This window comes from Lachnospiraceae bacterium oral taxon 500 (assembly GCA_002999035.1).
Taxonomy (GTDB): Bacteria; Bacillota; Clostridia; order Lachnospirales; family Vallitaleaceae; genus W11650.
Genome location: CP027241.1, coordinates 412,536 through 425,637, shown reverse-complemented (window position 1 = coordinate 425,637; position 13,102 = coordinate 412,536). Strand labels below are relative to the sequence as shown.

Annotated in this window: 12 protein-coding genes; all 12 read left to right on the top strand. The window is 47.7% G+C overall.

Going from position 1 to position 13,102, the window contains the following annotated elements; all coding sequences use genetic code 11:
* The first annotated feature begins 101 nt into the window (after positions 1 to 101).
* The 12 genes from C3V36_02060 to C3V36_02005 all read left to right on the top strand — a co-directional run bounded on the left by C3V36_02060 (position 102) and on the right by C3V36_02005 (position 12,946).
* Positions 102 to 515 (top strand): hypothetical protein, encoded by a 414-nt coding sequence (locus tag C3V36_02060; GenBank protein AVM70406.1) that lies wholly within the window; start codon positions 102 to 104, stop codon positions 513 to 515.
* Positions 516 to 723: 208 nt separating this feature from the next.
* Positions 724 to 1,704: a prolyl aminopeptidase gene (gene pip / locus C3V36_02055; protein ID AVM68143.1), complete on the top strand. Its 981-nt coding sequence runs from the start codon at positions 724 to 726 to the stop codon at positions 1,702 to 1,704.
* Positions 1,705 to 1,976: 272 nt separating this feature from the next.
* A complete protein-coding gene (locus C3V36_02050; protein ID AVM68142.1) occupies positions 1,977 to 3,251 on the top strand; it encodes a hypothetical protein in 1,275 nt (424 codons plus the stop codon).
* 33 nt (positions 3,252 to 3,284) lie between these two features.
* Positions 3,285 to 3,509 carry a hypothetical protein gene (locus C3V36_02045; GenBank protein ID AVM68141.1) on the top strand — a complete coding sequence of 75 codons (225 nt, stop codon included), beginning with the start codon at positions 3,285 to 3,287 and terminating at the stop codon, positions 3,507 to 3,509.
* Positions 3,510 to 3,751: 242 nt separating this feature from the next.
* Positions 3,752 to 4,540: an iron ABC transporter ATP-binding protein gene (locus C3V36_02040; GenBank protein ID AVM70405.1), complete on the top strand. Its 789-nt coding sequence runs from the start codon at positions 3,752 to 3,754 to the stop codon at positions 4,538 to 4,540.
* Positions 4,537 to 5,616, top strand: a complete 1,080-nt coding sequence (locus C3V36_02035) for an iron ABC transporter permease (protein AVM68140.1) — start codon at positions 4,537 to 4,539, stop codon at positions 5,614 to 5,616. Before C3V36_02040 ends, C3V36_02035 begins: the two co-directional genes overlap by 4 nt.
* Before the next feature lie 94 nt (positions 5,617 to 5,710).
* On the top strand, positions 5,711 to 6,964 hold the full coding sequence (locus C3V36_02030; protein AVM68139.1) for a hypothetical protein: 1,254 nt from the start codon (positions 5,711 to 5,713) through the stop codon (positions 6,962 to 6,964).
* A 426-nt stretch (positions 6,965 to 7,390) separates the two neighbouring features.
* Complete coding sequence (locus tag C3V36_02025; protein ID AVM70404.1) at positions 7,391 to 10,024, top strand: valine--tRNA ligase; 2,634 nt, start codon at positions 7,391 to 7,393, stop codon at positions 10,022 to 10,024.
* Positions 10,025 to 10,198: 174 nt separating this feature from the next.
* Positions 10,199 to 10,570, top strand: coding sequence for a flagellar export chaperone FliS (fliS, locus tag C3V36_02020; GenBank protein ID AVM68138.1), 372 nt, complete (start codon positions 10,199 to 10,201; stop codon positions 10,568 to 10,570).
* 99 nt (positions 10,571 to 10,669) lie between these two features.
* Positions 10,670 to 11,128 (top strand): hypothetical protein, encoded by a 459-nt coding sequence (locus C3V36_02015; GenBank protein AVM68137.1) that lies wholly within the window; start codon positions 10,670 to 10,672, stop codon positions 11,126 to 11,128.
* Between the two features lie 67 nt (positions 11,129 to 11,195).
* A complete protein-coding gene (locus C3V36_02010) occupies positions 11,196 to 11,987 on the top strand; it encodes a type III pantothenate kinase (protein ID AVM68136.1) in 792 nt (263 codons plus the stop codon).
* Positions 11,984 to 12,946, top strand: a complete 963-nt coding sequence (locus tag C3V36_02005; GenBank protein AVM68135.1) for a tRNA dihydrouridine synthase DusB — start codon at positions 11,984 to 11,986, stop codon at positions 12,944 to 12,946. Before C3V36_02010 ends, C3V36_02005 begins: the two co-directional genes overlap by 4 nt.
* Positions 12,947 to 13,102 lie beyond the last annotated feature (156 nt).

Here is a 13,102-nt window from a genome sequence, read left to right as displayed (position 1 = left end):
CCGGGCAGAAATCGGAAGCGGAAAAGATTGCGCTGAAAGGGATTTGTTAGAGAATATTAAAAAGATAAGGCAGAGAGGAAAAGAACATGAACGGAAAAAAAATGAAGGCATTGGTAGTGGACGGACAGGGCGGCGGCGTAGGCAAAGCCATTGTCGAGAGACTGAAAGCGGAGTTTCCCGAGCTGGCGGTGATTGCCTGCGGCACCAATGTGATAGCCACCAACGCCATGCTGAAGGCGGGAGCCGATGAAGGGGCAACCGGAGCCGGGGCGATTGCCTATAACGCGGAAAGAGCCGATATTATTTTGGGGGCAATGGGGATTGTAGTGCCGTTTTCCATGCTGGGCGAATATACGCCGGAGATGGCGGCAGCAGTCAGTAAGAGTGAGGCGCTGAAAGTTTTGGTGCCCATGCAAAAGTGCAACATTCAGCTGGCGGTAGCGGAGGCAAGCAATTTAAATAAGGCGCTGACCAATCTGATTAATATGGTCAGAGAAAAACTGGCGGAAGAATGATAAATAGCCGGATTTAACTAAAAGGCGGAGTTTAAGCCTAAAAACCTTAGACGGCAGTTTAGAGTGTTAAGTGCGAGTGCGGCTGACCACAAAACGGCGGATCAGGGAAAATGCCGGCAGACACTTGAACAACAGCGCTTACCGGCAGATTTAGCAAGATGAAGCAGCAAAGCGCTGACGGATTGTTTTCAGCGGAGGGCGGAGGATTATGACGATTCAGGAATATTTTCAAGTAAAAAAAGAGTATTACCCGGCAATTGAGCCGTTTGCCAGCGGTTATTTACCGGTTTCGGAAAGGCATCAGATTTATTACGAGCAGGTGGGGAATCCTAAGGGACAGCCGGTGGTTTTTCTGCACGGCGGGCCGGGTGGGGCAATTAAGCCATATCATCGCCAATATTTTGATCCGGAGCGCTATCATATCATTTTATTTGATCAGCGCGGCTGTGGCAAGTCGCTTCCTTATGCGGAGTTAGAAGAAAACACCACGCAGGAGCTGGCGGCGGATATCGAAAAGCTGCGGCGGCATGTCGGCGTGGAAAAATGGCATGTGTTTGGCGGCAGCTGGGGCTCGACATTGGCGCTGTTTTATGCCATTGAGTACCCGGAAAGGGTAACGGGTCTGATTTTACGCGGAATTTTCTTAGGCCGACAGGCGGATGTTGACTGGTCGTTCCGTCAGGGTGTGGATGCTTTTTTTCCGCAGGAATACGAAGATTATTTGGTGCCGCTTCCGGAAAAAGACCGGGCGGAGTTAAATGTGATAAATGGTTATTACCGGCTTTTGACTTCGCCTGACCGGCAGATTCGGGAACAGGCGGCGAAGGCTTGGAGTAGCTGGGAAGGCAGTCTGATTACTTTGCTGCCGGATCCGGCGGTAGCGGCAGAGTTTTCGGCGCCGGAACTGGCGGTATCGTTGGCGCGGCTGGAATGCCATTATTTTATTAATCATTTGTTCTTGCCGGAGGATAATTATATTTTGGCCAATGCGAATAAGATTGCCCATATTCCGACGATCATCGTACATGGCCGTTATGATATGGACTGCCGGTTAAGTGGAGCGTATGAGCTGCACCGGAGTTTGCCCCGGTCAGAGCTGCGGATTATTGAGGCGTCGGGTCATTCCGCCGGTGAGCCGAAAATTGCCGAGGCACTGATTCAGGCGGCAGACGATGCACTGAAATTTTAACGTTTTCCTTGGGAACTTTGCTTTCGGAGGGTAAGTGTAATCAACGAAGTAAGTCAATTTTTTCGTGTTCGACAGAGTATTTAGCCTTTTGGCTGATAGAAAGGGCAAGCCTTTTGCCAAGGAAGGCTGACGAAATAAAGATAGATACCTAAAACTCAACTTTCCCATGTTCGACAGATAGGCAGACTGTCCGCCCGGGCAGAAGTGCGCAGCACTTCGATCAGGGGGGAAAGTAGAGTAAAAAGCAATACTTTGATGAGGAGGGGTCGAAAATGAGGACGGGTTTGTTGTATTTGATACTGTTGGTATTGGGAATAAGAGCGGCGGCAACGGCGGGACAATTTGAGAATATGCCGGGTCTGGAAGTGCCAGGAACAGAGGAACTTGAGCGCATAGGAGATCAAGAGTCGGAGGAAGAGCCTGAGGAAGAAACGGAAGAAGAGCCGGAGGACGAACAGCAGAACGAACTGGCCATTAAATGGTTGAAGCAGGAATATGAAACTGTTCGCTATTTTTCCGAGGGAATGGCGGCGGTGCAAAATCAAACCGGAAAATGGGGTTTTATTACCACGGACGGACGGGAGGTCATTGCCTGTAAGTATAGCCATGTCTGGGATTTTAAAGAGGGTCTGGCCGGAGTAGGACAGAACGGAAAATGCGGATACATTAATCAGCAGGGGGAAGAAGTAATTCCGCTGCAATATGACTATATTGATGCTTCCGAGTATCTGGATGATATCTCCTTTTATGAAGGCATAGCGACAGTGGGAACCTGGAGTCAAGGCTATTTTTACATTGATTCGACCGGGCAGCGGATCAATCAGGAGCAATACTTATGGGCCGGAAACTTTTCTGGTGGCTTAGCGCCGGTGATGACCGACGATCAAAAAGTGATTTATATTGATAAACAGGGGAAAACGGTACTGGATAATGATTATTTTGCCGGTCGGCCTTTTACGGAAGGCTTAGCAGCAGTAGCAGACCAGCAAGGAAATAGGAGTTATATTGACCGGACGGGTAGGGTAGTGCTGCCCTGCACTTTTCAGGATGAGTTGCAAGACGAGAATGAAATCGTGTTATTTATGCCGTTTTCCGAAGGCTTAGCAATGATCGTGTGTGACGAAACCATTGGTTTTATGGATAAAAAAGGCAAACTGGCAATTCCTCTCCGCCAGTATTCAGAGGCGCTTCCATTTTCCGAAGGGCTGGCGGCGGTGGCTGTGTTTTGGCAGGATGGGGCAAACAGGGATCGCTGCAGGTGGGGATATATTAATCGCCGGGGCGAGGAAGTAATTCCGATGCAGTATGAAACCTATGTCTCGGAAATGACAAACATAGGGCTTTTGGAGTACAATTCGTTTCATAATGGTCTGGCGGTGGTCATAAAAGATGAGGAGATGGCTTATATTGATAAGACCGGCAAAGAAATCGTTCCGTTTGGACAGTTTTCGGAACTGACCCGGTTTTCCGAGGGATATGCGGCAGTTCGTGACGGGGAACGCTGGGGAATTTTAAAAAATCCATTGCCAAAGAGCAAGCGGCCTTAATGGAAAAGTTAGGAGTATTACAGAGGAGAAAAAATGGCAAAAAATTTGATTATTTATTATTCCCACAAAGGTCAAAATTATGTCAGCGGTCAGGCATCTTCCGTGCAGGCGTTGATACAATATTGTCCGGATGCAGTGATGGGCCCGGGGTTAGCGGTGCATGGAGGGAGTGCAGCCCAATCGGAAACAATGATTGTGGCTTGGGCTAAAAAAAAATTTGGAGTAAGCATTTGTAGGGGTATTTTTTTCGGCTTTTAATTTTTAAGTTCTTGTCATTTTTTTGATTATATGATATGCTATTGGAAATGCAGCAAATGAATTGCTGACGGTTAAAAGTTTCAATTTTTCACAAAAAGCGGCATCGCGTTTATGCTGTTTACTGACGGAAAAGCGTAAACGGGCCAGCCGGATAAAGTTCAAATAACACAACACAGGATCAGAAGATCATAAGGTAGGCTTTAGAAAAGGCCTGCTTTATGGTCTTTTTTTTGAGGCAGGATATGGATGTTCAAGTAAAAAATCTATGCTTTAACTATGAAAAAGAAGTTTTGAAAGATATTTCTTTTTCATTAACCAAAGGCAGTTTTGTGGCTTTGCTCGGGGTCAACGGTTCCGGCAAATCAACTTTGTTAAAAAATATTGTCAGAATTCTGGCACCGCATAAGGGCTGTGTTTTGCTGAGCGGCAAAAACATCAAAGATATGAAGCGAAACCAGCTGGCCCGCAAGATGTCGTATGTTGCGCAAAATGAGAAATCATCGCGGATGAGAGCATATGATGCGATTTTAATCGGCAGAAAACCATATATTAAATATTTTCCGTCGGCAGAAGATCACCGGATTGTCAAAGAAATTATGGAATATCTGGATTTGGGAAAGTTTTCGATGAAGTATATGGACGAATTGAGCGGCGGCGAATCTCAGAAAATACGGTTGGCCAGAGCGTTGGCCCAGCAGCCGGAGGTACTGCTTTTAGACGAACCGACTTCGGCCCTGGATTTAAAAAATCAATTGGATGTGATGAGCATTGTTAAAAAATATTGTCGGGAAAAGAATATTATGACGATTGTTTCCATTCATGACATCAATCTGTCGCTGCGTTATGCAACGGATTTTATCTTGCTGAAAGACCAGAAAATTTATCAGTATGGGAAAAAGGATATCTTAACGGCAGAGGCGCTAAGCGAGGTATACTCCGTAGAAGTAAAGGTATATCAGTTAGACGGAAGTATGTTTGTGATCCCGGCACGGCAGATGGGGGAAGAAGAGACGGAGCACGGGGAAGGATGAGGAGAATGACAACAGAAGGTAAAAATATTACAATGCAGTACAAGTCCTATCAGCGGCAAAAATGGCTGCTGCTATTGGCTATGCTGATGGGGGTTATGGCAGCGGCCTATATTTCGCTGCGTTCCGGTATTGCGGAAATGGATTTGGCGGCAATGCTGCAAACGCTTCAGGGAAAAGGTTCGGAAACGCTGCAAGTTGTTGTCTGGAATATTCGGCTGCCGAGGATTACGGCGGCAGTTTTTGCGGGAGCGGCACTGGGAACGGCCGGCTGCATTATGCAGAATAATCTGAGAAACCCGCTGGCCTCGCCCTCAACGCTGGGGATTACCAGTGCTTCGGCTTTTGGTGCCAATTTTGCAATTATTGTTTTGGGCAGCGGCAGTATGCAAAGTGCGCAGGCGGACGCGGTCTTTATTGCTTCGCCGTATGTGGTCGCCCTGTCTGCGTTTATTGCTTCGGCGGCGGCGTTGTTCTTTGTGATGGCTTTATCCAAGATTCGCGCGTTTGATCCGAATGTGATTATTTTAGCCGGGGTAGCTGTCAGCGCCTTGTTCAGTGCGGCAACGGCTTTTCTGCAATATTTTGCGGATTCTCATCATGTTGCGGCGGCGGTGTTTTGGACATTTGGCAACTTAGGCCGGGCTTCTTGGCCGGAATTGACTTTATTGGGTGCTTTGTTTTTGGTTGCCTTTTTTTATTTTTTACTCAGAAGTTGGGACTATAACGCCATGATCAGCGGCGACGACAATGCCGCCAGTTTGGGGGTTGATACGCAGAAAATACGAATGGGCGGTATGTTTTTTTCATCGCTCTTGGTGTCGACAGCGGTGTCCTTTTTGGGGATTATTGGCTTTGTTGGCTTGATTGCTCCGCAGATAACCCGAAGGTTAATCGGCAATGATCATAGATTTCTGATTCCGGCGGCGGCGCTGATGGGAGCGCTGGTTCTGCTTGTTTCCGACACAGCGGCACGGGCTTTGTTTTCGCCGGTTGTGCTGCCGATAGGAGTGATAACATCATTTTTAGGAGCACCGGTATTTCTTTATATTTTGCTGAAAGATTATCGGCAGGAGTGAGGTGATTTATTGATTGACGGATAGAGATTTTTCGGGGGGAAAACCGGCGGCAGCCAGGCAAAGAAAAAAATAACTGATAGACAGGAAGGAAAAAATGAAGATGAAAAAAATATTGATTTTGACACTGGTATGGGGATTACTGATTGGCTTAGCGGGCTGTAATCCGGCAGCAAAAAAGGAAAACGCACCGGTTGCGGAAAACAAAAGCCAAACGCAGGAGAAAGAAGCGGCAAAGGAAAAAGCCGATGAAAAAAAGGACGAAAATCAGGCCAAGGTGGATGAGAAAAAGGACGAAAGTCAGCTGCAGGCGGATGAAGAGATGGTTATTATTGATATGGCCGGACGTGAGGTCAGACTGCCGAAAAAAGACAATCGGAAAGCGCTGACGGACAGTCCGACCACGCAGAGATTATATACTTATATCAATGGTTTAAATGATTTGGTCGGCGTATCGGCACGTGATGCCAAGAATTTGACCAATCGTCCGTATGCGCTGGCCAATCCGGAAATTTTAGAAATGAAAAGCTTTGGCGGCGGCTATTTTATAGAGGATTGGGAAGCGGTTTTGCTGGCCAAGCCGGATGTTATTTTCTGCGACCAGTACGAAGTTGCGGCTTATGACCAGATTCAGCGCCAGACCGGCTGTCCGGTAGTGGCCTTGGATTATGGGACGGGCGTTATCTTTGATCCTAAGCTCTATCAGTCGCTGGAGTTGATCGGTAAGATCATGGGCAAAGAAGAAAGAGCCAAAGAAGTAATAGACTATATGGAAGCCTTAAAAAAGGATTTGAACGAACGGACCAAGGATATTCCGGAAAGTGAAAGAAAAACCGTGTATGCGGCCGGCTTGGCATGGAACGGCCCACATGGCATTGAAGGCACCAGAGAAAACTATCCGCTGTTTGACGCCGTAAATGCCGTCAACGTAGTCAACGGGATTGGCAAGGACGGATTGGTGGAAGTGGATAAAGAAAAGATTATTGAATGGAATCCAGAGTATATTTTTATTGACTTGGCCAGCATTCACTTGATTCAGGAAGACTATAACAAGAATAAGGCCTATTATCAGCTTTTAAGCGCCTTTAAAAACGACAAGGTTTATACGCAGTTAGCCTTTGTCTGGTGCGATATCAATATTGATACGGCGATGGGGAATTCCTATTTTGTCGGAAAAATGATTTACCCGGACAAATTTGCCGATATTGATCCGATTGAAAAAGTAAATGAAATTTATGAATTTTTAGTTGGCAAGCCGGTGTATGAGCAAGTAGCCGATTCGCAGTTTGGCGGATATCAAAAAATCAACATAGCCGACTTTGACAGCAATCGGTTTTTTAAGGAAAAATAATTTGATTTTCTCTTAATTGAAGCGCTGTGCATTTTCTGTATGGGCGGCAATCGGCATAGTTTTTAGGGTCTGCTTCGCTCAAAGGGCGGGCAATCTTGCCCGGTCGAAAGGCTGCGCATTTCTGCCCGGGCGGCTCACCCCGACCAAAAGTTCTGCTTTGGGCAAATTAGGAAGCCAAAACCACTCTTTCTAAAAGGAGAGTGGTTTTATTTTTGGAAATAAAAGCGAATACTTGCCAAATAAAAGGGAATACTATATAATGATACAAGTGTCAAAAGGATTTATCATCTTTTGACACTTACATCCATAATAAAGAGCAGTAAATTCAAAAGCCGCTGACTGGCGGCAGGCAAGGAAACAATGAGTAGGGAAAAGCGGCTTGATTTATCCCTTTTAAGAAAAGAAAAAAGAACAAATGGAGGCATTATGGCAAAGGAATTGGCAAAAAATTATAACCCTTCGGAGATGGAGGACCGGCTGTATCAAAAATGGGAGAAGAACGGCTATTTTAAGGCTCAGGTAAATCGCAGCAAGGAGCCGTTTACGATTGTGATTCCGCCGCCGAACGTAACCGGGCAGCTTCATATGGGACATGCCTTTGATAATACAATGCAGGATATTTTAATCCGCTTTAAGCGGATGCAGGGCTATGAAACCCTGTGGCAGCCGGGAACGGATCACGCCGCCATTGCCACGGAAGTTAAGATTGTGGAAAAACTGGCCAAGGAAGGGCTGAGCAAGCAGGAGTTGGGCAGAGAAGAGTTTATGCGGCGGGCCTGGGAATGGAAAGAGGAGTACGGCGGCCGGATTGTGCAGCAGCTTAAAAAATTGGGCTCCTCCTGTGACTGGGATCGGGAGCGCTTTACGCTGGACGAGGGCTGTACGGCGGCGGTCAACGAGGCTTTTGTTCATTATTACAATAAGGGCTATATTTATCAGGGTTACAAGCTGATCAACTGGTGTCCGCACTGCAAAACCACGATTTCCGACGCGGAAGTTGACCATGAGGAAAAAGACGGATTTTTCTGGCATATCAAATATCCGTTCGCTGACGGCAGCGGCTATATTGAGATTGCCACGACCCGGCCGGAAACGATGCTGGGCGACACGGCGGTGGCGGTTCATCCCGATGACGAGCGCTACCAAAGTTTGATTGGCCAAAAAGTTATTTTGCCGCTGGTCGGCCGGGAAATTGCCGTGATTGCCGATGAGTATGTTGATAAAGAGTTTGGCACCGGTGCGGTTAAAATGACGCCGGCGCATGACCCGAATGACTATGAGGTCGGACTGCGTCATAATCTGGAGCAGATTAATATTATGACCGACGATGGCCGGATCAATGAAAATGGCGGCAAATATCAAGGGTTGGAGCGCTATGCCGCCAGAGAAGCGATTGTTGAGGATTTAAAAGCCGGCGGTTATTTGCTGGGCGTCAAACCACATCGCCATAATGTCGGTGTACATGAGCGCTGCGGCACAGTGATTGAGCCGCTCCTGAAAGAACAATGGTTTTTACGGATGAAGGAATTAGCCGAGCCGGCGATTGCCGCGCTAAAGAGCGGTGAGCTGAAGTTTGTACCCGAGCGCTATGGCAAGACATATTTGAACTGGCTGGAAAACATTCGGGATTGGGCGATTTCCCGGCAGCTGTGGTGGGGGCATCGAATTCCGGTGTATTACTGCCAGGACTGCGGGCATAAGACCGTCAGTGCCGAGCCGGTGGAAAAGTGTGAAAAATGCGGCTCCGTGCACTTGCATCAGGACGAGGACTCGCTGGATACCTGGTTCAGCTCGGCGCTGTGGCCGTTTGAAACCTTGGGCTGGCCGGAGAAAACCGAGGATTTTGATTATTTCTTCCCGACCGATGTGTTGGTGACCGGCTATGATATCATCTTTTTCTGGGTGGTGCGGATGGTCTTTTCGGCGCTGGAGTTTACCGGCCGCCTGCCGTTTCACACTGTTTTAATTCACGGTTTGGTGCGTGACGATCAGGGCCGGAAAATGAGTAAATCGCTGGGCAACGGCATTGACCCGCTGGAAGAAATTGAAAAATACGGGGCGGATGCGCTGCGGATCACGCTGCTGACCGGTAACGCGCCGGGCAATGACATGCGCTATTACAAGGAAAGAATTGAAGCGTCCCGCAATTTTGCCAACAAGATTTGGAATGCTTCGCGTTTTATCTTAATGAATCTGCCGGAGGAAGAATTAACGGCGGACTTTACATTGGCACCGGCAGATAAATGGATTTTAAGCCGGGTCAATACTTTGACCAAGGAAGTAACGGAAAACTTAGATAAATATGAAATGGGCATTGCGCTGAGCAAGCTGAATGACTTTTTGTGGGAGGAGTTCTGCGACTGGTATATTGAAATGGTTAAGCCAAGGCTGAACAGCGCGGACGCGGTTGATCAGGCGGCGGCGCTGCGGACGTTAAAGAGCGTGCTGATTCAGGCGATGAAGCTGTTGCATCCGTTTATGCCGTTTATCACCGAGGAAATTTTCAGCTATTTGCAGGATGAAGAAGAGTCGATCATGGTTTCGGCTTGGCCGGTCTTTCGTGCCGAATGGGATTTTAAGCAGGAGGAAAATGAAATCAGCCTGATTAAGCAGGCAGTCGGCAGCATCCGCACCCTGCGGAACGAGATGAAAGTCAGCCCCAAGAAAAAGGTAAAGGTAGTGGTAGTCAGCGATCAGGCGGAAATCCGGGAGATTTTTGCCCGTAATAGGGTCTTTTTCGGTGCGCTGGCGATGGCATCGGAAGTAGTGATTGCCGAGGACGGCAGTGGTTTGGGCGAGGACTGGCTGTCGGTCGCAATTCCGAATGCGGCGCTTTATATGCCGTTTGCCGAACTGGTTGATTTGGAGCAGGAAAAGCAGCGTTTGGACAAGGAAATCAAAAGGCTGAATGAGGAAATGGAGAGAATTGATAAAAAGTTGGCGAATCCCGGTTTTATGGCGAAAGCACCGGCGGCAGTGGTTAAGGAAGAACAGGAAAAGCGGGCCGGTTATGAGGCCATGTTCCGGCAGGCCGAAGAAAGCCGGGGACGGCTGGGATAGAGTGCGAACGGTGTAGGTTTTGTTTTAAAATGTTTTCAAAAAAGGAGTGTTTCGGCAAGTTTTCAAGTCAGACTATCTGCTTGCCGGAACGGTTGAGCAAATTCAGGGTAAAGTTTTTAAGAAACAAACCGATATATGATTTGTGGAGTAAGAGCTGTGAATTAGGAGGAAGACATGCAAAACAACCCGTACAATAAAATAAAAAATAATTCAATTATGACGGCCAGTCCGGCAGAATTGACATTGATGCTTTACGAGGGCGCGATTAAGTTTGGCAATCAGGCAATTACTGCTATAAATGCCAAGGACATCGGAGAAGCGCATCGGCTGATCGTTCGGGTGCAGGATATTATTGATGAATTAAGAGGAACGCTGAACTTTGATTTTCCGATTGCCGAGCAGATGGATCGGATGTATGAGTTCATATCCTTTACTTTGGTAGAAGCCAATATTGAAAAAAGTGCCGAGAAGGTAGAAACGGCTCTGATCTTTATCCGTGAATTCCGGGATACCTGGAAAGAAGCAATGGCACTATCTAGGAAATAAGGATTTGGATACACCAGCAGACCCGCCTTGCCGTTAAGCAAAGCGGGTTATTTACTTTGAGCATTTTCTGTGCACTGAGGCAGCGGCGGGGGTAAGAAGATGAAAAATATCTTAACCAAATTAAATCTGTTACTCTTTACTTTGAGAAAAAAATTGGCAAGGCTGGAGCAGATCAAGGCATATACTCTTTGTCAGGCGCCCGGTGCGGATAAAGCGGGGCTGACAACGGAGACGATTTTGGCGCAGAAGCAGGAATGGATTGAGGAGATAAAGAAGCTGGATCAAGGTTTTAGTACGCTGTCGGTGGAGCTGCTGCCGTTTTTGCAGGAAAATCCCGGTCAGTATCGGGAAAGCATTGTCCGGATGCAGGAGTTGATTGAACAGATTATGGCGGTCGAAAGTGAGATTCGGCAGGCGGAAAAGAAAAATTACGCCGAGGTTATGCTCGGTTCGGTTAAAAAGGAAGCCAAAGCAAGCCGTCCGCTTCCCCAAGCGGCAGGGCTGAAAAAGTATCAGCAGGCAAAAAAGGGTTTGCAACAGGAGAAAAAAGATTTTTGATGCAGAAGCAGCATTTTTCGCAAGCGGAAAAGAGTTTTTGAGTTTATGACAACAGGAGGAATCAAAGATGCTTTTGGTGATTGACGTAGGCAATACCAATATTACGGTAGCGGTTTATGAGGACAAAGAAAACAAGGGCAGTTTTCGGCTGCGCACCAAGACGGAACGTACCAGTGATGAATATGGCGTCATTCTGGTCAATTTATTAAAGGAGAGAGATGTATCGAAAGAACAAATTGACGACGTCATTATTTCGTCGGTTGTGCCGAACTTGATGTATTCGCTGATTAATGCAATTTATAAATATTTCGGCGTCAATCCGATGATTGTCGAGCCGGGCTTAAAGACCGGAATTTCGATTCATACGGATAATCCCAGGGAAATCGGAGCTGACCGGATTGTGGATGCCGTGGCGGCCTATAATGAATACGGCGGGCCGGTGCTGGTGATTGACTTCGGTACGGCGACGACCTATGATCTTATTTCGGAAAAGGGCGTGTTTGAAGCCGGTATCACTTCGCCGGGCATCCGGATCAGTGCCGATGCGCTGTGGAAACAGGCGGCCAAGCTCCCGGAAATTCAAATTGAAAAGCCGAAAAGCATTTTGGCTAAAAATACCATTACCAGCATGCAGGCAGGTCTTGTTTACGGCTATATTGGACAAGTGGAATATATTATTGATAAGGTGCGGGCGGAAAGCGGCCTGACCAATTTAAAAGTAGTTGCTACCGGCGGCTTAGGGCGGATTATTGTCGGAGAAACGGATAAAATTGAAGTTTATGACCCGGAACTGACTTTTAAAGGGCTGTGCTATATCTACGAAAAAAATAAAATGAATCGGGACAGCAGACGAGGATGAAGATAGGAAATTTAAACTTTCAGTATGGCCTATTTATGGCGCCGATGGCCGGAACGACGGATTTGGCGTTTCGCCTGTTATGCCGGCAGCGGGGGTGTGAACTGGCTTATACGGAGATGGTCAGCGCCAAGGCGCTGTCGTTTGATAATCAAAAAACAAAAGACTTGCTGACGATTGATGAGCGGGAGGAACTGGCGGCGGTTCAGCTTTTTGGTTCCGAGCCGGAGCTATTGGCGGAAATGGCGGAAAAGATTGACAATCCCCACATTGCGTTCTTTGATGTCAACATGGGCTGTCCGGTTCCCAAAATCGTCAATAACGGTGAGGGCAGCGCTTTGATGCGTCAGCCGGAGCGGGTCGGCGCCATCGTGGCGGCGATGGCGAAACGCCTGAAAAAGCCGGTGACGGTTAAGATTCGCAAGGGTTTTGATAATGACCATATCAACGCGGTAGAGATTGCCAAAATCGCGGAAGCTGCCGGAGCGGTAGCGATTGCGGTGCATGGCCGGACAGCCCGGCAGTATTACAGCGGTCAGGCGGATTGGGATATTATTCGGCAGGTCAAGGCGGCGGTTAAGATTCCGGTGATCGGCAACGGCGATATTTTTTCCGGTCAGGCGGCCGTGCAAATGCTGGAGCAGACCGGCTGCGACGGACTGATGGTCGCTCGCGGCGCGGAGGGGAATCCTTGGATTTTTGCCGAAATTAAAAGCGCACTGGCCGGAAAGCCGTACCGGGCGCCGACTTTGGCGGAGAGGAAGGCCATGATTTTTGAGCATTTACAGCTGGCACTTGACCAGAAAGGCGAGTTTGCCGCTATGCAGGAAATGAAGAAGCATTTACTGTGGTATACAAAGGGACTGGCCGGTGCAGCGGCGCTGCGGCGGGAACTGATGGAGATGAAAGACCCGCAGGCGGTCAGGGAGTATTTAACAGCGGCGTTTGCGGAAATGGAATAAAAAAATCGCTTTTTATCGCTTGACAAGTATAAAGGATTATGTTTCCAAATAATTGAATGATAAGCCCCGAAAAAAAGGGGCTTTTTCAATTCTATTTGGTACCTTATATTTTCTTCCATTCTAAGTGGCTGTGAGGGTATCAATTTCTTTAAATGC